The organism is Paenisporosarcina sp. P4_B8, assembly GCF_056402175.1.
Genome location: NZ_JBFUHX010000001.1, coordinates 207,425 through 228,033, shown reverse-complemented (window position 1 = coordinate 228,033; position 20,609 = coordinate 207,425). Strand labels below are relative to the sequence as shown.

The window sequence follows — 20,609 nt, the reverse complement described above, 5'->3', positions numbered from 1 at the left end:
ATCAGCATTATGTTTTAAGTGTTATATAAATTTATTCCTATTTGGTCAAAGAAGCGAATACCCCTTTGGTGCAGGATGCTAAATCAGTTGGATGCAAATGAATCTGCATTCCGACTTTGCCGGCACTGACAATCATCGTATCAAGTTCTTTCGCAGTTTCATCAATGAACGTGGGAAATAGCTTTTTCATTCCAAGCGGTGAACAGCCTCCGCGTATATAGCCAGTCACCCCTAGCAGATCTTTTACCGGAAGCATTTCAACTTTCTTTTCTCCGGCAGCTTTAGCGGCTGCTTTTAAATTCAGTTCCTGGGCTACTGGCACCAGGAAAACGGATACTTTCCCTGGACCTGCAGTAGCAACCAGTGTCTTAAATACTTTTTCAACTGGCTGTGCTATTTTATGCGCAACAGATACACCATCGATTTGTCCGTCGGATACTTCATACTCAAATAAGTCATAGCTGATTTGTTGTTGATCCAGTAAGCGGACTGCATTCGTTTTTGTTGGTTTGGAAGACTTGGCCATAGACATTTCCTCGCTTTACAAAAATCTTTATTCCTGATTCAATAACTTCTTCAGTGCTTCAGCCATTGCTGTATTTTGAGGTTCATCCTGTTGTTTCAGGAATTTCTGAACGTCTTTCTTATTCGCTTTTGCTCCACCAGAAGATTCGCGGCGTTTCTCGAAAGCTGATAATTTTTCACGATGCCCACATTTACAAACAAACAGTTTGCCATCGCCTTCTCCTCGCATTTCCATGCGTTTATGACACACTGGGCAACGGGCATTAGTTTGCATCGCAACTTGTTTTTTGTATCCACATTCACGATCTTGGCATACAAGCATTTTGCCACGTTTGCCGTTTACTTCAAGCAAATTCTTTCCACAAGTCGGACAGGTCTTACCCGTGACATTGTCATGTTTGAACTTTTGATCGCTTTGTTTGATTTGCGTCACGACCGTTTTTGAAAAGGTCACCATGTCTTTCATGAATTGTTCCTTTTTCATCGTACCCTTTGCAATTTTCGTCAATCGCTGTTCCCACTCACCCGTTAAGGACGGGGATTTTAAATCTTCAGGGACCAATTCAAGCAACTGTCTCCCTTTGGAAGTCGTGTAGATTTCTTTGCCTTTCTTTTCAATGACAAAGCTATTGAATAATTTCTCAATAATATCAGCTCGTGTTGCCACTGTTCCAAGTCCACCCGTTTCGACTGCTGTCTGGATAATGTCTTTAGACTCCCCTGCCATAAATGACGAAGGATTCTCCATCGCAGCAAGTAATGTCCCTTCATTGAATCGGGCAGGTGGCTTCGTTTCACCTTGTGTCATGGAGATAGCACGAATTTCAATCGTGTCTCCTTTTTGTACAGGAGGCAACGTGCTTTCTGTGTCGTCTTCTTTGTCTTGATTGACACGTTTCCATCCTTCATCCCGGACGGTTTTTCCTTTTGCCGTAAATGTTTCTCCAAGCACTTCAAGTGTAATGACTGTTTGATCATATGCATAAGGAGGCAGGAAAACGGCTAAAAATCGCTTAACGATTAAGTCATATAACTTTCGTTCTTTGTCTGATAGATTTTGCATGACCGGTGATTCCTCTGTCGGAATAATCGCGTGGTGATCGCTCACTCTTGCATCGTCAATTACTCCTTTTTGCGGTTGGATATTTGATGAACGCAAAATACTGTTCGTCGCAGCTCTGTAAGGTTGCAAATCGACTGCTTTAATACGATCTTTCAAGGTCGACTTCATGTCGCTTGATAAATGCTTCGAATCCGTCCGTGGATACGTCACGATTTTATGGCGTTCGTATAACCCTTGCAATGTGGACAGCGTTTCTTTCGCTGACCAGCCAAACAGACGATGGCCTTCTTTTTGCAGTTCGGTCAAGTCAAACAACGGTGGTGCAGGTTGCTTTTTAGGCGTTGTTTGAATGGACTTGATCTTACCTTCCTTGCTATTGTCCAATTTCTTCAGAACTTGCTCGACCTGGTCCTTATTGAAATTGCTCGACTGATTATTCGGGCCAAATGACCATGTATAGTTTGCCTCTTTCGTTAATGCTTGCAAACCGTAATATGTTTTAGATTTAAAGTCGCGAATTTGTTTCTCGCGTGCTGCAATCATTGCGAGAGTTGGAGTCTGAACTCGTCCCGTCGATAATTGCGCATTGTATTTCACTGTTAGTGCACGGGTTGCGTTAATACCAACCACCCAGTCGGCTTCCGCTCGTGCAACTGCCGCTTCATACAAATGTTCATAGGCTCGGCCATCTTTCAGTTCGCGGAATCCTTTTTGAATCGCTTGATCCGTTACCGAAGAAATCCACAATCGCTTCACCGGTTTACGGCTTTTCGCTTTTTCTAAAATCCAACGCGCAACCAGTTCCCCTTCACGTCCTGCGTCAGTCGCAATAATGACTTCTTTAACGTCCGGTCGGTTCAGTTGTGCTTTAACAGCATTAAATTGCTTCATCGTTTGTTTAATCGGTACCAGCTTGAATGGCTGAGGCAAGATCGGCAAATCCTCTAGTTTCCATTCCTTATAGCTGTTATCGTATTGTTCAGGGTCAGCATGCGTGACCAAATGGCCAAGTGCCCAAGTAACAATGTATTGTGTTCCTTCTAAAAAGCCGTTTCCTTTTTTATGACAACCGAGGACGCGGGCGATATCGCGTGCTACGGATGGTTTTTCTGCAAGTACTACTGATTTTGACAAAGTGTCCGCCCCTTTCTTACATTCTTCTATTATAACGGAAAACGGTGGTGGCTGTTTAGTGCGAGCTGGCGGGTATCCCTCACATTTTGATTTATTCCTCTTCACGATAGGTTTATTCCCTTTCGCAAAGACCTCATTCCCTTTCACCCACTAATTTCCAACAAAAAAACCACTTCGCATGGAATTCGCGAAGTGGTCCAACTGTCTTTTAAGGTTGGTCAATAGTTTCTTTTGATAAGTGTTTGCCCATTTCGACGTACTGTACAAATACGCGAGCAAGTTCACGTAAGCGATCATGTACGTCTTCATCAATGATGACATTACCCTCACCGAAATGACTGCCTGTCGTGTACACGTAATTCGGTGTCACTAAGCAACGGAAGTAATCCAGGATGGGCTTCAATTGGTTTTCGATGACCAAGTGATGCTGGAACGTTCCACCATTTGCGACAATTGCAACCGGTTTATAGCGCATTGTTCGCGGGTGTAGCATATCGAATGCATTTTTCAGAACACCTGGAATCGATCCTTGGAAAATCGGTGTTGCCAACACGTAGCCATCCGCTTCTTCGAACTCGCGAACGAGACGACGCATATCATCGTTGTACTCACCCAGTGGTCGGCCATCGACAAACTGATGGTCAAAATCGGCCAGCTTCATAATTTCAAGATCGAGCTCACTATTCAATTGTTCAATATATATTTTCACTTGATCCAGAATTGCACCCGTTTTGGAGCCAATAATGGTCCCGTCGATAAGTAAAATTTTCATGTCCATTCTCCTTCAAACGCTTTTCTAATGTAAGTACAAAAAGGAATTTGAACTTCCTATATCCTCATTGTATCAAAAAGAAAATCCTTGCCCTAAGCACCGGGTGCTGAAACTACACAAGTTCATTCTTTTGACGGAGACTGTCGCACAATCCGCTTCAAGCCGTTCCTGCACTTTTACGATTTCTTTAGTTAGGCGGTATCAAACTCACAGCAGTATCAAAATGGATTGAAGTTCTTTCTTGTCGGTGTAAAATTCCACTTCCCCATTTTCTTTCATGAATACAGGAGCACTGTTTCTTCCTCACAGTCGCGCAAGTAGCATGTGGACGTTATTCTTATTTAATTTGTGCAATTGCTTCTGAATCATAAATAGCGACTGTTCTTGAAGGTGTCCGCAAAGCTATTTTCATCATGGCAAATGCCACCTGCTTCGCTTCAATCGAACGGTATTTTTTCAAAGGACCTAGAAAAGCCGGTTTTAACAGAGTCATCGCTATTTCTCCAAAGCACTCCCCTAAACGAAATTCTTCTCGATTCCCGGTCAATAATGACGGTCTGAAAATGGAAACGTGCGGAAGTGTAAGCATCAAGACTTTATCTTCCATCGTTCCCTTTACACGGTTGTAATAGACATTCGATTCAGGATTTGCCCCCATTGCCGAAATAACCAGCATATGCTTTGCCCCTTGTGATTGTGCAAATTTGCCCATCTGGATGGGTGCGATTAAATCCACTTGTTCAAATGCTTCTTTCGATCCCGCTTTTTTCATCGTCGTACCTAAGCAGCAAAAGAAATCATCTACCCCAACAAAGTCATCCTTGGTCACTTGATTCAGATTTTTGACTTTCGTGACTAACTTCGGATGGCTGAAGGAAATTGCATTCCTGACGATAATCGTGACTTTTTCATAAGTCTCGTTTTCACAAAGAAACTTGACGAGTTGTGAACCTGTAAGTCCTGAAGCTCCTGCTATCATCGCAGTTCTTTTTTCCAATGTCTTCACTCCATTCTTGTAATCTAGTATTTTGAGTTTACCATACGCACCTGCAAATTCTAATATTTACTCATACAGAGGTTGTAGTTCCCATACGTTAAATAGAAGATGAAAGGTGGGAATGAAATGAGCAACCAAATTCAACAAAAAACCATTTTATTTACGATTGGACGGGCTGGCTATCCTGTCACGAGGTGTGTCCACATTGCGAAGTTACTGGCTTCTCATCGCATTCTTTTTGCAGCCCCTGAAAAACAAACAGCGGTTCTTCGTACCCTCGACCAACAGGGCTTTGCCCCTCTTTCATATGCAAGAATCGCTGATTTGAAGAAGTTATTGATTGAACACCAGCCTGATATGGTGATTACCGATGGCTATGATACAGATATTGATGAAGGAAAAATGTACGCTTCGCATGTTCCGATCACCCTGCATTTTGACGACTTTGGAGAAGGCGGAAAAGCTGCAACTCATGTAGTTCAATCTTTGTACCGCGAAGACCGTGAGCCAGTTCCTTCCCATTATGTGATAGGATCCACAGGTTTTGTGGTGCCTGACGAATTGGAGCCATACGCGAATTCCGGCCTAAAGCATGCATCTGCACTTCCTCTTCCCCACGTCGTTGTGACATTTGCAGATGAAGATGCAGATAACTTGTCTTACCGTACACTTCGTCATTTGCTGCATTTACAAATCCCACTTGCCATTACAGTCGCCCTACATTCGAGTTACCGACACAGTCGCGATGATTTGAAACTGATGGCATTGGGACGAAAACAAACACGTATTTTAGAATGTGACGATCCAATTCAACTGATCAGCGAATCCGATTTAGTCATTTGTGATGCTAGCTTCACTCCTTACCACGTCGCAGTAATTGGTAAACCATGCATTGTCATCGCAGAAGATGAAAAAGAAGCGCAGCATGCTTTCCCGAAGGAAGTAAATGGTTTCATTTATTTAGGTCTGGGACGCAAATTGAAACAATCCCATTTGCAAAACGCCGTGATGGAGACAATTCTCCATCCTAATAGAAGCGTACGGGCAATTAAAAAACAGTTGGGCTTAAAAATGCATTTAAACAATGCGAACATGCAACAATTTTTAGAAAAAATCATCCAAGAAGAAGCACGAGAAATCACCAGATAAGCTGTTCATGTGATACAATAGGTGAAAAAAGAGGAGTTTCTCTTACATGACTTCACAAGAAATTCAAGCACAAATTGCCGAACTGAAAATGGATTATGTACGTTTGCAAGGCGACATGGAGAAGCTGGAGTCAACTGGACACCCCGGCATGATCGAAAAAGCCGAGCAACGTTTAGCTAATATGGAAGTACAACTCGCAGAACTAAACAAAAAGCTCGCGGCGCTGTAACACGCCGGCGAGCTTTCTTTATGGAGGAATGGAATCATGGCATTATTGACAGTTGAAAATCTCGGTCACTCATTTGGTGACCGCACACTATTTAAAGACGTATCATTCCGCCTAATTGAAGGCGAACATGTTGGACTGGTTGGTGCAAACGGTGTAGGAAAATCTACATTGATGAGCATCATTACGGGCGAAACCATCTATGATTCTGGTCGTGTGGAATGGTTACCTGGTACCCACTACGGATATTTGGATCAGCACACTCGTTTGGAACAAGGTCGTTCGATGCGCGATACTTTGCGTGACGCGTTCTTGCCGCTTTACAAAAAAGAAGCGGAAATGAATGAAATCACTAGCAAAATGGGTGAAGCAACACCTGAGGAATTGGAAGATTTACTTGAGCAAATGGCGGACATCCAAGATGCACTGGATGCGGGTGACTTCTATACGCTTGATATGAAAATAGAAGAAATCGCTCGTGGTCTTGGTCTTGATGCGATTGGATTGGACCGTCCTGTCTCCGCTCTATCAGGTGGCCAAAGAACGAAAGTATTGTTGGCAAAACTACTTCTTGAAAAACCAAAAGTATTGTTGCTGGATGAGCCTACCAACTATCTAGATGAAGAACATATTGGCTGGTTAACGAATTATCTAAAGAATTACCCTCATTGCTTCCTGCTTATTTCGCATGATACGGAATTTATGAACGGAATCGTTGATGTCATTTTCCAACTGGAATTCTCTAAGCTGTCCCGCTTCACGGCATCTTATGAAAAATTCCTTGAGCTTGCTGAAATCAACAAACGTCAGCACATCGATGCGTATGAAAAACAACAGGACTTCATTAAAAAGCAAGAAGACTTTATTGCAAAAAATAAAGCACGCTATTCCACAACTGGCCGCGCCAAATCCCGCCAGAAGCAACTTGACCGCATTGAGCGAATCGATCGTCCAGAAACTGCTGCGAAACCTCAATTCGGTTTCAAAGAATCCCGCAGCCCTAGTCGCTACGTAGTGGAAGCTGAAAACTTATTGATTGGCTATGACAAGCCATTATTGCCGCCATTGTCTTTCTCAATTGAACGCGGTGAAAAAATTGCCCTTGTCGGGATGAACGGTGTCGGTAAATCGACATTGCTTAAAACGATGCTTGGTAAAGTGAATCCACTCGGCGGAAGCGTTAGACGTGGCGATTTCTTAAATATTTCTTACTTTGAACAAGAAGTAAGAGCGGACAATGTAACGCCGATTGAAGAGATTTGGAAAACGTATCCGAGTATGGAACAAAGCCAAGTGCGCGCAGCACTAGCACGTACTGGTTTGAAAAATGAACACATTTCTCGTCCGATGAACAGCTTGAGTGGTGGCGAACAAGCGAAAGTCCGCCTATGTAAGCTCATGATGGAAGAAAGTAACTGGTTGCTTTTCGATGAGCCGACGAACCATTTGGATATTCATGCAAAAGAAGAATTGAAACGTGCAATGAGCGAATACAAAGGCACCATCGTATTAGTAAGCCATGAACCTGACTTCTATGAAGGTTTAGTTACGAAAATTTGGAACGTGGAAGACTGGTTCCAAACGGGCGTGCACGTAGACGATTCAAACAAATAACAGAAAGATCGCTGAAGTTCAGCGGTCTTTTTTTATTGTGTTATGGGGTAATATAGATTTCGCGGGTCGTTATCTGCATTTCCCTGTGGGTTATCTCCATTTTCCGAAGCGTTATCTAGGATTCACCTGCACTTATCTAGAATTCGCACGAACTTATCTACATTTCGCTATATATGCACATATTGACGTGCTTGAAATTGTGCCAGTTGGCTTGCCAACTGACACTTTTATGGGTGTGGGTGTTACGCTTGGGAACAAAAAGAAAAACCCTGCGCATAACCGCAGGATTTCCTCACATTAATATGTCGTTACTTTGATTGCTTCTTGGAATGAATAAATCCATCGTTGCCACCATGTGAATTCATCTTGGAATTCTTCCAAGTCGAGCGTGTACATAGCATCTTTATTGTTCCAGAGGCGTTCAAAATAGTCCTCCATTTCAACTGCGAGCTCGCTGTCATTAGGTGCGATGACACGTAAATTATTTTCAAGATTGTAATTATCCAATGTACGTTCCGTATAGTTTGCGGAGCCATTTGAAATAATCGTATGTTCATCTGTCTGAATCCAGATCGCTTTCGTGTGATACTGTCCAATTACCGTGTTGTACCAACGAGCATTAATCTTCCCTTTAGTATCTTCCACCAGTTCCTGTACCACAGGACGATTGGGTATTCCCGACTTCTCCTGCCCAAATGAATTTTGATTCGGATCCAGAACCATATTGATTTCCACTCCACGATTGGCTGCATCAACGAGCGCATTCACAATATCGCGTTTGGCAATGAAGAACATACCAAGCCAAATTTTGTCGCCTTCCTTCGTATCGGACAAATCTTTAAGTAATGCATCCAATATCTTTTTCTCTGTAACATATTGAACTTCATATTGCCCTTCACTTTCTTTTACGTCAACTCGAGGAAGTTCTGGACCTCCCGAATAGAGTGATACGGCTTCTTCTGCTTCCAACATATCGTTGAGCACGGGACCAGTTACTTTTAAGGCGATATTGCCGTGGAATCCACTTGCATCATGTGGATTCGATGAAGTGACCATCGCTTCCTTGTCTGTTATCACTGCTTTTCGATGATTGGCCTTTACGTTCAAAAGGGTCATATAGGATGCCATCGTCATTTTAGGTGCATCACTTGCCAATGCATTGTCAATCCATCCTTTGCCCCCAATATCAAACCATTGGAACATCGTGCGGTAAATACCTGAATAAATAGGTGTAGAATCGCGTAAAGAATCTAAATCAGTATAAACAATTTCGACTCCCGCATCGCGCATTTTTTTAAACCACTCATTCTCATAAGAGCCATATCCACGATTGAGGGGATCGGTAATAAACACAATCGGCATGTCTGGATTTTCTTTCTTTTTGTTTGCTATTGTCGTGGATAATGTATCGGCAATTTTAGGGAAGTCTTCCTTCTCATCGTAGTAGCCATCGAATAAAAAAAAGTCGACCACAACAAATTCTTCAGCATTTTCAATCATGGTGTATACTTCATCAAAAATATGATTTTCATGGACCATGCCTTTACCTTTTTTATCTTGTGCATAAGTTAAATCCGTAATCATTTCGATATTGTCCGTTTTATGTAACTCCCCTGTATAAGAAATTCCTTTTGGCAGTGGTTTAAACGTGTGCCACATGATTACAGAAATATATATCAGAGCAAATACGCCCAACGAAACAATAATAATTCGTTTACGCTTGCTCCATTGTTTGCGCGGCTTGTTGGCCATACGCTTTTCCCCCTTGAATCGTGCAAGTGTTTTACTACGTTATTCCCTTCTTGGAATTTTAACAAACCGCACTTGGGATGTATTAGAATATATATTTTTGCACTTGGCACTCAAATGCATTGAAATTGTTTTGTTTTCGCTACGCTCCTGGTTGAGAGATGAGTTCGTTTCATTCCCTCGTAGACTTAAACATGAGACGCTTTCCGATAGCAAGTTTGGCTTGTGAAAAATTTATCACTCAGATTGAGGTATTTATCGATCAAACTGACGATTTGTCGCTCATACTGGAGATTTATCAATCAAACTTAAAGGTTTGTCGCTCAAACACGTCTCTTAGGCTAGTTAACTTGTTGAAAAAGCAGAGAATCACTCTCCATAATGCGCAAAAAAATCACAGTCGCAAGGACTGTGATTTCGTTATGCAGGTATATATTCGACAGCAGCTGTATCTGCCATCATCATTTCTTTCAAGCGTTGTTTTGCACGGAAAAGACGAGATTTAACGGTCCCGATCGACACTTTCATCAAGTCGGCAATTTCAACGAGTGAATATTGATGGACATAAAAATACAATACTGTCGTTTTATAAATACCATCCAATTCTCCAATTTTTTGTTGAACCATTTCAGATAAATCATGTTTTTCCATTAAATCTTCCGCCGTCAATGTGTCACATGGGATCAAGTCCATAATCGGAACGTCCAATTGGTCGGGTTGATTCATGACATGTTTGCTACGGCGAACATTTTTACGGTAACGATCACGGAATGTATTCATGCAAATGGTCGTCAACCAGGCTTTTACATGATCCACATCTTTAACATAATCTTCGTAACGAACGACTTTAACCCATACTTCTTGCATCAAGTCCTCCGCTTCCGTTTGATTGCGTGTTAACTTTAAACATAAATGATATATATAGCGGTTATATTCCTCATACACTTGTTCTAATTGCCCGTTCATTTGTTTTTTCCTCCGTTCATATCTTGCTGATGTCTTTATTTTGCCAAAAAGAAACCTTACGCTCTATCGGATTCACTTTCAAAACTCTTACAAACGTGTAAGCCAGAAATGTGGAGCAGGTTACGTTGATCACTTCGACGTTGGACCAAGCTCTCTTTGACGAGTAAATCGCAGTCGCAACTTAATTGAAAACTCGTTTACAAATGCCTTTGGATGGAAGGCTAAGTTTGCGACTTCCTAGTGTGCCTGCGGTTACTCGGCACAGAGGAAACCTCGCTCCTGCTGTTACCTCGTTGCAAAATACAGTTCCACAAAATTTCGCAACGCCTTCATGACCCATATCCTGTTGACCCAAGCGGAGATGCGGTCTGACCTGCGAAACTAGACATTGAAACACATATGTGTCATCTTTGCGGTTTAATGTAAGATCACGAGACAACATACTAAACTAATCGTTAGACAAAAAAAGTGCTGAATGACTATTCGTCATCCAGCACTTCTTCATTTTCTTTTATTGTAATTGTTAATTGCAAAATTCGGTTCCAGTCCATTTCGTTTACTTCAAAGTGAAGATTTTCGTATGTGAACTGTTCTCCATTATCCGGCATATGCCCCAATTGTTGAAGGACAAAGCCACCAATCGTATCGTGGTCATTTGGAATATCAACTTTAAACATTTCATTCACGTCTTCGATTTCCACACGCCCGTGGCAGATGAGACGGTTTTCCGTCATTTCATATACTAAAATATCTTCATCTTCGTCAGATTCATCTTCGATTTCCTGACCAATCATTTCTTCAATGATATCTTCATGTGTGATGATACCGAGTGTCCCGCCGTATTCATCAAGAACGATTGCCATATGTTTTTTCTTCGCTAGCATTTGCTTGAATACTTTTTCAACACTTACTGATTGAACGACGAACAAGGGTTCACGGTCAATTAATTCGTGCAGTTCCATTGTTGGGTCCATTGACCATTCAATCAATGTTTTCGAATAGAACATGCCAACGATGTGATCCATACTCTCTTCGTATACTGGGTATCGCGTGTAATAATGTTCCAAAATGACGTCGCGTACTTCCTCGTATGTAGCATTTGTTGGAATCCCGATGATTTCCGTGCGGTGGGTTTCCAATACATCTTGTACATCTTTATGTGGAAAATCCAAAACGCCTTTTAAACGTTCAGATTCTTCTTCTTCGAAAGTTCCTTCCGTTGATGCGATATCAACCATCGAACGCAGTTCTTCTTTGGTAAGAGTCGCTTCTTTTACAGCACCTTTAGAGATAACGCGAATGAATACATTGGTAAACTTCGCAATCAAAAACGTTAGGGGGCGTAAAATTTGAACGAGAATTGCAATAAATGGTGCAACAATATATGCAATTCGATCTGAGAATGTAACTGCAATCGTTTTAGGTAGCACTTCTCCAAAAATGATGATAATGATCGTCAAGATGGCAGTTGCAAGCGCAATATCCCAGTCATAATTAATTGCAATTAATGTTAAGATTGTCGGCATTGCTATATTTACGATATTATTCCCGATTAGAATCGTTGTTATCATGCGGTCCGGTTTCGCGATTAACAAAAGAAGTTTTTGCGACATTCTGTCACCTTGTTCTGCACGAAGCTGGACCTTCATCCTATTTACTGCTGTGAGTGCCGTTTCACTACCTGAAAAGAAAAACGACAACATTAAACTAATGGCTAAACCTATAAATTCCATTAACCGTGTTTCCTCCTATATGAGTTAAAAGTTTCGCTCAATTTTTAGTAGCCTTATCATAGCATATTCCGAAATCCCATGTCTCATTTCCAATATATATAACTATCAATAGAATATGATATACTATTTCCATTCTCGAAATTTTGTGAAAAGAGGGATTCCGATTGAGTCATTTACAATCATTGAACACATATTTTGAAACGAAGCGTGAAGAGCATTTAGACGAATTAAAACAGTTTCTGCGCATTCCAAGTATTAGTGCATTATCTGATCACAAAGATGACATGAAAACTGCTGCAGAATGGTTAGCTGAATCAATGAAATCAGTAGGGCTGGAAAATGTTTCAATCGATGAAACAAAGGGTCATCCTGTTGTATATGCAGATTGGCTGCATGCAGAGGGGAAGCCGACTCTTTTGATTTATGGACATTATGACGTACAACCAGTTGACCCTTTGAACTTGTGGGAATCCGAACCTTTCAATCCTCAAGTTCGTGACAATAAACTTTTTGCACGCGGCGCAAGTGATGATAAAGGACAAGTATACATGCATGTTAAAGCCGTGGAAGCATTGATGCAAACTGAAGGTACTCTTCCTGTGAATGTGAAATTCTGTATCGAAGGTGAAGAAGAAATCGGTAGCCCGAATTTACCTGAATATGTCTTGGCAAATACTGAAAAACTTGCGGCTGATATTATTGTCATTTCAGACACAGGTATGCAAGGACCAGGTAAACCTGCTGTTTGTTACGGCTTGCGCGGCTTAACAGGTGTTCAGATTGAAGTGAAAGGTGCGAAAAGTGACCTTCATTCCGGTCTATACGGGGGCGGCGTACAAAACGCAATTCACGCACTGGTCGAAGTGCTGGATTCTTTCCGTGATGCAGAAGGAACGATTCTAGTAGAGGGCTTCTATGATAACGTTCGCGCAATAACAAATGAGGAACGTGCTGCCTATGCAGAACTGGACTTTAATGAAGAAGCTTTAAAAGAAGAACTTGGTGTGGATGCCTTATTCGGTGAAAAAGGATTTACACATTTAGAGCGTACGTGGGTGCGTCCTACCTTGGAAATCAATGGCGTATTCGGTGGATTCTCTGGTGAAGGGATTAAGACAGTACTTCCTGCAGAAGCAGGAGCCAAAATTACGTGTCGTTTGGTTCCCGATCAAGATCCTGATGAAATCGTTGAGAAATTAACGGCTCATATTGAAAAGCATAAACCAGTCGGGGTAACAGTTGAAGTTACAGAGTTCGATAAAGGAAAACCATTTATCACACCTTTTGACCATCCGGCGATTCAAGCAGCTGGCCGTTCATACGAAAAAGTATATAATGTGCCAACTGCTTATGTCCGTGGTGGAGGCTCAATTCCGATTGTCGCTGCTTTTGATGAAATTCTAGGATTACCAGTCGTTCTTATGGGCTTCGGCCTTGCTTCTGAAAATTTCCATGCACCAAATGAGCATTTCCATTTGGAAAATTTCGATCAAGGTCTACGTGTAATTGGCGATTACTATCATGAAATTGCACAATTCACTGCACAAGATTTGAAGAAATAAGACCATAAGAAAATCCCGGTTCTCGCAATCAGTGCGAAGAACCGGGATTTTTTTAGTTTTTAGTCGTTTGTACCGAAAAATGTAACGAATTCCTCAACATCTTTGCGTGGTCTTGCTTTTGGCATTTCATCGAAATATCCAAACTGCAACATGCTGATGATGCGCTCACCTTGTTTAACCGCTAGTGCTTCACGGAATTTTGGAGCATCAATGAATGGCGGAGTTTTCCAGCATGAACCGATTCCCAAATCCCAAGCAAGCAGTTGAGCATTTTGGATATAACAACTTGTAGCTGCATAGTCTTCCAACCGTTCTTTTTGACGGACGTCTTCATTAACAATGACAAATGCATATGCCCCTGGGGTAGTGAATTTCTTCATTTGTTTCGTTAACTCGTCTTCAGAAAGATCTTTCCATTTTGTTACGCCAAACTCTCGCAACACTGTATGTAGTTCATTCAATTCTTTCCCACAAGCGACAACCAATCTCCAAGGTTCACGATTTCCGTGATTTGGTGCCCATTTAGCTTCATCCAAAACTGTCATTAATGTTTCGCGTTCCACAGGTTGTCCGTTGAAATTTTTGACCGAGCGACGTTGAAGTATTGCTTCGCGTACTGATAAAGATTGTTCATTCATGTGTGTAAGTTCCCCTTTTCGCTAAATAGTTAAAACCAAAAGTGTGCTAGAGCACCTAAAATAATTACGTGGAAAATCTAATTACTAGCAGATTGTTGCACGGTTTGGCTCCACAATTTTGAAAATCATCAACTACGGACTATTGTAGCACATGGGATAGACGTGTTGTCATTCCAGATAAAAGTGGGTTCATAGATCATTGTTTATCCACAGGACAGTCTCTTGTTGTGGAAGATGCTTATACAGATGAAAGGTTTAATCGAGCAATTGTTCAATCCACTGGCTACCAGACGAAATCGGTGCTTTGCATTCCTTTTCGCAATGCAGAAGGTATGGTTATCGGGGCTTTTCAGGCAATCAATAAACAGACTGTCAGCCAAACTTTCACTGAGCGCGATTTAAAGCTATTAACTTGGCGGCTTCCTATTCGGGCAAGTCTTTGGAATCTTCCATGTTACGCAATGAATTAATTGAAACCCAAAAAGAAATGCTCGACACGATGGGTGAAATTGGGGAAAGCCGTTCACAGGAAACGGGCAATTATGTCTTTTTGTTTGGGGAAACGGTTGAAATATGAGGGTGCACATTTTTGGAGCAAATTCACAATCTTTATTGATCCTCCCTATTTTAATTGTTATTTCCCAAACCCTGCTTTTCCTTCATAATAGAAAGAAAGCATTTTCGGGGTGTTCGTATGATCATTTATTTCTTGTCCAGCTATTTAGTGGGCAATATTCTGACCGCCTGGTGGGTAGGGAAATTGTATAAAACCGATTTACGCCACCACAGAAGCGGTAATTTAGGAGCGCGCAATGCAGGAGCTGTGATTGGTAATTTCGCATTTCTGCTCACTTTTTTAGGTGATGCCTTGAAAGGTGTACTGGTAATCTTTGCAGGAAGCTATTTCGGCTTTGCCGAATGGGCAGTCGCAATGGGTGGTCTGTTGGTCATATGCGGACATATCTTTCCTTTTTGGTTGAAAGGTAGAGGCGGAAAAGGCATTGCCACTTTCGTCGGAATTGGCCTGACATTCAATCTATTATTTGCATTGACGTTCATTGTTGTCTTTTTACTGGTGTTTCCAATCATTCGAAGTGCAACACTGAGCATGATTTTAGCTTATTTTGCGTATATTGGATCAGTAATCTATTTAAATGAACTTCAAAACGCATGGCCGATCGTACTTGCCATACTTCTCATAATGTATCGACATCGCTTTGACATCAAACAATCTTTGGATGAACAAAAATGGAAACGCTCGTAACATTATGAAATGAATAGCTTTTTTCTATTTAAACCATAGAGCATCGCGAGAAAATACTTTTCATGTTATAGTAATAAATAGTCGAAATTTTTAATTAAAGATAGGGTGTTTACTAGATGTCAAAAAAACCAATTGCATGGGTTGTGGATAGTACCGCTTATATCAGCGATACACTTGCTGCCCACCCCGATGTACATGTTGTACCATTAGCCATCCATTTTGGACAGGAACAATATGCGGATGGAATTGATTTAACTTCAGATGAACTTTATGATCGTATTCGGAATGCAGAAGAATTCCCAAAGACTTCACAACCAGCTGCAGGTGAATTTGCCAAACTCTATGAACAAATTAGTGAAAACTATGAAGCTATTCTGGCTGTGCATGTATCAGCGAAATTGAGCGGAACGATATCTTCATCCAAAACAGGTGCAGAAATTTCAGAAGTCCATATGGAATGCGTTGACTCTCTTGCTCTTTCTACAGGCATTACCAAACTTGTAGAACGCGGAATCGTTTTGCAAGAACGCGGAATGAAACTGGAAGAAATTGCAGCACAACTTCGCAACGAAGTGAAAAACTTGCGCAATTACATTTTAATAGGAAACTTGAACCAACTATATAAAGGCGGACGCATGAATGGCGTTCAATTTTTCTTGGGAAGCTTATTGCAAGTAAAACCGATCATCCAAATTACTGCAGAAGGTGAATTGAAAGCGTTTGATAAAGTTCGTTCCCAAAAGAAAGCGCTCAACTACTTAGTCGATAAAGCCGTTGCCGCTTATGAACAGAATAACGTACGTTCGATTGACTTGATGCATGGCAATGTTGCGGAGCAAGCGGAAGCATTGAAAAACCTGATTCAAGAGAAAGTACCCGGCTTGGAAGTTCGCGTAGGTGCCATCAGTTCGGTCCTGGCAGTTCATGCTGGTGAAGGTACAATCGCTATATTATGGCACGTACCAGCTGAATAGAAAAGCGAAAAGCAGCGCTGGAAGCAAGGTTTCCTTTGGTGCTTGTAGCTAGACATAGCAAAATGTAAAAGAGTAGAAAGACCCTTGGAATCCAAGGGTTTTTTCATGTGAACGAATCTTTAATATGAAAGAAAATATACCTCGTAGCATCTGAATAAGCCGGTGACGTTGTATAGCGCCAATACCTTTGGCGTGCGAAAACCGTATGTGCATTGACAAGTGGCTCACCGTTTTCATTGAAGCCCGTCACGATGGTCGTGTGATCAAATCTGCCGTCACCCTGGAAATCGTAACTGATTACATCTCCAAGTTTCAACTCACTTGCGCTTGCTACTTTTACTGCCTGTAAACCGATTGTGGATGTATCCAAGTACCATCGGAGTGCATGTGAGGTACTCCAGCTGTAGCTCCACGTGCCTCCTCTAATCCACCACCCTTTACTACGGTTTGGATAGCCACGCATTGGCGCTCCACCTGCACGCAAGCACTGTGAAATGTAATTCGTGCAATCGACATCAAATACAGGATAAGCTGGATTATTGGAGTTCCACCACGTATTTGCATAATTCACTGCTGCTTGACGGTTGTATATAGAAATCCCTCCTTACGGAGAGAGTATGTATAAAACGAAAGAAATAGAAGATTGGAGAGGAATATAGTTGAGAAGAATCGTATTTGGTAGCATCGTGTCGATTGGACATGGGAGACTGTGACTATCCATCATTCTTCGCAATGAATTCAGACTCGCACTCGCTATTTTTGCCATTCCATTTATCATTCTGTAAGGTATTCCCGTTAGTTATGTGACGATGAGCGGCAGTCTATATGCGCTTATTTTCATTCCCCTCTCCCCTTAGTTTTACCCATTAGAAGCTTTTCTAAAGCAACAAAAAACCACTCTTATATTACGAGAGTGGCCTTCCGATTATCATTCATAAATAGAGTAGAACAAATTCATTACCATATCTATACTGTTTCCGATGAATGGAAACAGCGTACTATCCCCAATCGGTGTCAGAACCACAATTAAAAACAAAATGGAGCCGTAAGCTTCTAAGGGCAAAAGTTTCTCCTGAATTTTCGCAGGAAATAAACTGGAAACGATTCGATATCCGTCCAAGGGTGGAAGTGGTAACAGATTAAAAACGCCTAACACTACATTCAACATGACAAATACATTTAAAAATTCATCCATTGTTTGATTTGGAGGCGAAAAATAAAAAATGGTAAATCCAATAAACGCCAGAACAAAGTTACTGAGAGGTCCCACTAAACTAACAATGATGGATTGTATACGTCTCGTCGCGAAATAAGCAGCATTAACTGGAACAGGTTTTGCCCAACCAAACCCGGCAATAAAAATCAAAAGTGTACCTGCGATATCCAGATGTTTCAGTGGATTAAGAGTTACCCTTCCCTGTCTTTTTGCCGTATCGTCTCCAAATACTGAAGCCATCCAAGCATGCATAAATTCATGCAATGTAAAAGCAATCACCAATGTAATGAGCACAAATGGGATCTCTTCTAATGAAAATGCAAAAAACTCTATGTTGTCCGCCCGCTTTCATTTCATTCTTTTTACAGTGAATGAATAGGCACATCATCCACCTTTCACTGTCACACTAATGTACCATTTCACTCACTGGATTTCATTAACAATTTCTATATATGTCCGTTTTTAACAAAATAGTCCGCTTACTTTCCCATCACATATACTAAACCCTTTTAAAAAACTTTCTAAGGCTTAAAATGATATCTTATTCAGCTATTAAATAATCGGATTGAAATGAAAGTGATTGATTTTGGCTATGGAATTTCCGAAGATCGGTGTCAGTCGTTAGGTAAGCCTTTTTATTCCAACAATGAAAAAGGTTCGGACTTGGCTTAATGCTAACCTACATAGTCATTGAACATCATCATGAAAAAGTAACAATCGCAAGCAAAGTGGGCGTTGGAACCCAAGTCACTTTATCATTGCCGATTTCCAGTTAACATCCACTTAGAAAAGGCATTCACGAAAGTGAGTGCCTTTTTTATTCGTAATATTTTTCAATAAATTGTTTTTCTTCTTCATAACTGAGAATTCCTGTAGCCCTCCCGACAGTCCCTCCCTGCATAGTCCAAATCGTATTGTGATCTTTATCTATTTGTGTGAAATCATTTTCCGCCCATCGATTAAGAATACTTAAATAACGGCTTTTATTTTGATAATCACCATTTTCTACAACTTCTTTTAACCTTGCCACTCTTTCAGCGGTTAGCGGGAGGAACCCCCACTTTTCTTCAGCCTCGATTTTCTGATGACTCATTTGATGAATCACTTGGCCGACTTGAAAGTCTGGCATATCCATCGGAAATTCTTCTTCCACTGGCATATCTCTCACTTCTTTAACTTCAATAATTTTCCCGCCATCTTCAGTCGTTTTTTCCGTAATGGTTCCGTCTTTTTTTATGATAGGTACTTCTTGTCCATAAATAGCGTACAGGATAATTCCCACGACTGCTAAAAAAGTGAGTATTAACAATCCTTTTTGGATTTTGGTCAAATTAAATGGTCCGCTAGTTTCCTTCATATTCCCCTCCATTTGAGACACTGAATTAAAATTTTGAAAAGGTAATATCTACATTTTACTGTAAGATACTTACATCATAAAGAGATTTTTCAGATAATTACGTATAATAGTTATAGTTCTGAAATGAACAATGAAAAAGACTTACTAAATCTGATTCGATTAAGTAAGTCCAAATATTAATTTTTTTACCATTTCAATAAAAATACAGCTTATTATGATTACAAAATCAATAATACAGCTCCACAATAATTTCAATATGTAGTTATTTTAACAAAACAAAAACCACTCAATCCATTGATATGAGTGGTTTTTATAGATGGAGTATATCGGGTTCGAACCGACGACCTTCACACTGCCAGCGTGACGCTCTCCCAGCTGAGCTAATACCCCTTTATCAAAATATTTGGTACAATAATTAGTATATAGCATGATAGTTAGTTGATACAAGAGGCGAGAGGGTGGCGAAATGCAAAAAGTGCAACAACATGCAGAGCGTGAAATTATTACGCCCATTGCATTATGCGATTCGAAAGGAAATTTGAACCCTGCAGCAATCGGTTTTTCCCGAAAACCGTTAATCGATAGTAATTTATCCGGACATTTTATGCGCAAGAAAAAATGGAATTACTGGTGTGTGTATGGTGAAGATATTTTATTTTCAGCAAGCATTCGCCATTTGGATTACGCAGCAGTTTGTTGTGTATATTTCCTGGATTATGAAACTCAACGCTTTTTTGAGAAGACTATTACGATTCCATTGGGTCAACGTGTACAAATGCCGAATCAAGTACTTGAAACTGTGAAATTTTCAAATAATGAAATGAGTGTCCAGTTGTTCCATATGCAAAATGAAACGCATATGACGGTTACCATTCCCGACTTTGATGGTGATTTGCTCCATGCGGATTTACATATTGAGCATCCTGAAAATGACGATACTTTGAATGTTGTCATTCCGTGGAATCGTCAACTCTTTCAATATACGGCCAAGCATCATACTCTACCGACGCGCGGTTTTGTGAAAATTGGGGACAAGCGTTATTCATTTATTCCTGAAGATAGCTATGCCGTGCTGGATTATGGTCGCGGCGTTTGGTCAAGAAAAGCTTCGTGGAACTGGGCGATGGCCTCTCAACGCGTTGGCAAACAGCGCATCGGCCTTAACTTAGGCGGAAAATGGACCGATGGAACAGGTATGACGGAAAACGCAGTATTTGTCGATGGTCACATGTCAAAAATCTCGGAAGATGTCATTTTTTCTTATGATGATACCGATTATATGAAACCTTGGCATATCCGGTCGAAATTTTCACGTGATGTCGATTTGACATTTACCCCATTTTTCAAACGTGAAGCGAAGATAAATGCTCGTCTCGTCACATCAGAAATCCATCAATTAGTCGGTTACTATCACGGCTTCGTTTATTTGGACGATGGCTCTCGCCTACCTATCACACAATTGCTAGGAAGTATCGATGAACACAAAGCTAAGTGGTAATTAGTAAAAGAGGAGAGCACTTCTGTTCCTCAATAATGGTACAAGAAAAAAATATATGTTTTGCACTATCCAAGCATTTTTCCTATTTAGGAGATTCTTGCTGATGGTGCTTTTTTTATTTTTGTAATTAAAAACATTTCTTTTCACTTTTATGCCACATTGGCTCATGTCC

The 20,609-nt window shown here is 40.9% G+C and carries 20 protein-coding genes, 1 tRNA gene and 1 pseudogene; 10 read left to right on the top strand and 12 right to left on the bottom strand.

What is annotated here, in order from left to right; genetic code table 11:
- Positions 1 to 37: 37 nt before the first annotated feature.
- From ybaK to AC1DSK_RS01095, 4 genes are all read right to left on the bottom strand, one after another.
- Positions 38 to 526: a Cys-tRNA(Pro) deacylase gene (gene ybaK / locus AC1DSK_RS01110; protein ID WP_477546230.1), complete on the bottom strand. Its 489-nt coding sequence runs from the start codon at positions 524 to 526 to the stop codon at positions 38 to 40.
- A gap of 27 nt (positions 527 to 553) precedes the next feature.
- The gene (locus AC1DSK_RS01105) at positions 554 to 2,722 is read right to left on the bottom strand and encodes a DNA topoisomerase III (protein WP_477546229.1); all 2,169 of its coding nucleotides are present in this window, start codon (positions 2,720 to 2,722) and stop codon (positions 554 to 556) included.
- Between the two features lie 208 nt (positions 2,723 to 2,930).
- Positions 2,931 to 3,494: an NADPH-dependent FMN reductase gene (locus tag AC1DSK_RS01100; RefSeq protein WP_477546228.1), complete on the bottom strand. Its 564-nt coding sequence runs from the start codon at positions 3,492 to 3,494 to the stop codon at positions 2,931 to 2,933.
- Between the two features lie 337 nt (positions 3,495 to 3,831).
- Positions 3,832 to 4,500 carry an NAD(P)H-binding protein gene (locus tag AC1DSK_RS01095; protein WP_477546227.1) on the bottom strand — a complete coding sequence of 223 codons (669 nt, stop codon included), beginning with the start codon at positions 4,498 to 4,500 and terminating at the stop codon, positions 3,832 to 3,834.
- A 117-nt stretch (positions 4,501 to 4,617) separates the two neighbouring features.
- On the opposite strand from AC1DSK_RS01095, the gene AC1DSK_RS01090 reads away from it, so the two are divergent.
- From AC1DSK_RS01090 to AC1DSK_RS01080, 3 genes are read left to right on the top strand one after another with little or no spacing between them, the layout of a single operon-like run.
- The gene (locus AC1DSK_RS01090) at positions 4,618 to 5,640 is read left to right on the top strand and encodes a hypothetical protein (protein ID WP_477546226.1); all 1,023 of its coding nucleotides are present in this window, start codon (positions 4,618 to 4,620) and stop codon (positions 5,638 to 5,640) included.
- Between the two features lie 46 nt (positions 5,641 to 5,686).
- Positions 5,687 to 5,869 (top strand): SE1832 family protein, encoded by a 183-nt coding sequence (locus AC1DSK_RS01085; protein WP_477546225.1) that lies wholly within the window; start codon positions 5,687 to 5,689, stop codon positions 5,867 to 5,869.
- Positions 5,870 to 5,905: 36 nt separating this feature from the next.
- A complete protein-coding gene (locus AC1DSK_RS01080) occupies positions 5,906 to 7,480 on the top strand; it encodes an ABC-F family ATP-binding cassette domain-containing protein (RefSeq protein ID WP_016428353.1) in 1,575 nt (524 codons plus the stop codon).
- A 297-nt stretch (positions 7,481 to 7,777) separates the two neighbouring features.
- Here AC1DSK_RS01080 and AC1DSK_RS01075 read toward each other — a convergent pair whose 3' ends face one another.
- The 3 genes from AC1DSK_RS01075 to AC1DSK_RS01065 all read right to left on the bottom strand — a co-directional run bounded on the left by AC1DSK_RS01075 (position 7,778) and on the right by AC1DSK_RS01065 (position 11,928).
- A complete protein-coding gene (locus AC1DSK_RS01075; protein WP_477546224.1) occupies positions 7,778 to 9,232 on the bottom strand; it encodes a phospholipase D family protein in 1,455 nt (484 codons plus the stop codon).
- Positions 9,233 to 9,649: 417 nt separating this feature from the next.
- Positions 9,650 to 10,195: an RNA polymerase sigma factor gene (locus tag AC1DSK_RS01070; RefSeq protein ID WP_477546223.1), complete on the bottom strand. Its 546-nt coding sequence runs from the start codon at positions 10,193 to 10,195 to the stop codon at positions 9,650 to 9,652.
- A 479-nt stretch (positions 10,196 to 10,674) separates the two neighbouring features.
- Entirely contained in the window at positions 10,675 to 11,928 is a 1,254-nt protein-coding gene (locus AC1DSK_RS01065) for a hemolysin family protein (RefSeq protein WP_477546222.1), read from the bottom strand.
- Positions 11,929 to 12,092: 164 nt separating this feature from the next.
- On the opposite strand from AC1DSK_RS01065, the gene AC1DSK_RS01060 reads away from it, so the two are divergent.
- Positions 12,093 to 13,490 carry a dipeptidase gene (locus AC1DSK_RS01060; RefSeq protein ID WP_477546221.1) on the top strand — a complete coding sequence of 466 codons (1,398 nt, stop codon included), beginning with the start codon at positions 12,093 to 12,095 and terminating at the stop codon, positions 13,488 to 13,490.
- A gap of 59 nt (positions 13,491 to 13,549) precedes the next feature.
- Here the strand turns inward: AC1DSK_RS01060 and AC1DSK_RS01055 are convergent, their stop codons facing one another.
- On the bottom strand, positions 13,550 to 14,128 hold the full coding sequence (locus AC1DSK_RS01055) for a nitroreductase family protein (protein WP_477546220.1): 579 nt from the start codon (positions 14,126 to 14,128) through the stop codon (positions 13,550 to 13,552).
- A 170-nt stretch (positions 14,129 to 14,298) separates the two neighbouring features.
- Here AC1DSK_RS01055 and AC1DSK_RS01050 point away from each other — a divergent pair, with 170 nt between their 5' ends.
- From AC1DSK_RS01050 to AC1DSK_RS01035, 4 genes are all read left to right on the top strand, one after another.
- On the top strand, positions 14,299 to 14,598 hold the full coding sequence (locus tag AC1DSK_RS01050) for a GAF domain-containing protein (protein ID WP_477546460.1): 300 nt from the start codon (positions 14,299 to 14,301) through the stop codon (positions 14,596 to 14,598).
- Positions 14,580 to 14,705: a hypothetical protein gene (locus AC1DSK_RS01045; protein WP_477546219.1), complete on the top strand. Its 126-nt coding sequence runs from the start codon at positions 14,580 to 14,582 to the stop codon at positions 14,703 to 14,705. The genes AC1DSK_RS01050 and AC1DSK_RS01045 overlap by 19 nt, the downstream gene beginning before the upstream one ends.
- Before the next feature lie 117 nt (positions 14,706 to 14,822).
- Entirely contained in the window at positions 14,823 to 15,392 is a 570-nt protein-coding gene (locus AC1DSK_RS01040) for a glycerol-3-phosphate acyltransferase (RefSeq protein ID WP_477546218.1), read from the top strand.
- 116 nt (positions 15,393 to 15,508) lie between these two features.
- A complete protein-coding gene (locus AC1DSK_RS01035; protein ID WP_477546217.1) occupies positions 15,509 to 16,366 on the top strand; it encodes a DegV family protein in 858 nt (285 codons plus the stop codon).
- A gap of 103 nt (positions 16,367 to 16,469) precedes the next feature.
- Here the strand turns inward: AC1DSK_RS01035 and AC1DSK_RS01030 are convergent.
- Positions 16,470 to 16,955, bottom strand: a pseudogene (locus AC1DSK_RS01030) (amidase domain-containing protein); the annotation flags it as partial.
- Positions 16,956 to 17,294: 339 nt separating this feature from the next.
- Positions 17,295 to 17,876, bottom strand: a complete 582-nt coding sequence (locus tag AC1DSK_RS01025) for a site-2 protease family protein (RefSeq protein WP_477546216.1) — start codon at positions 17,874 to 17,876, stop codon at positions 17,295 to 17,297.
- A gap of 377 nt (positions 17,877 to 18,253) precedes the next feature.
- Between AC1DSK_RS01025 and AC1DSK_RS01020 the strand changes: the two genes are divergently transcribed.
- A complete protein-coding gene (locus AC1DSK_RS01020) occupies positions 18,254 to 18,358 on the top strand; it encodes an ATP-binding protein (RefSeq protein WP_477546215.1) in 105 nt (34 codons plus the stop codon).
- 41 nt (positions 18,359 to 18,399) lie between these two features.
- Here the strand turns inward: AC1DSK_RS01020 and AC1DSK_RS01015 are convergent, their stop codons facing one another.
- Together AC1DSK_RS01015 and AC1DSK_RS01010 are read right to left on the bottom strand one after the other, a co-directional pair.
- Positions 18,400 to 18,939 (bottom strand): DUF6241 domain-containing protein, encoded by a 540-nt coding sequence (locus tag AC1DSK_RS01015; RefSeq protein WP_477546214.1) that lies wholly within the window; start codon positions 18,937 to 18,939, stop codon positions 18,400 to 18,402.
- A 317-nt stretch (positions 18,940 to 19,256) separates the two neighbouring features.
- Positions 19,257 to 19,329: transfer RNA gene (locus AC1DSK_RS01010), tRNA-Ala, on the bottom strand.
- A 76-nt stretch (positions 19,330 to 19,405) separates the two neighbouring features.
- Between AC1DSK_RS01010 and AC1DSK_RS01005 the strand changes: the two genes are divergently transcribed.
- Positions 19,406 to 20,437 carry a DUF2804 domain-containing protein gene (locus AC1DSK_RS01005; protein ID WP_477546213.1) on the top strand — a complete coding sequence of 344 codons (1,032 nt, stop codon included), beginning with the start codon at positions 19,406 to 19,408 and terminating at the stop codon, positions 20,435 to 20,437.
- Positions 20,438 to 20,609 lie beyond the last annotated feature (172 nt).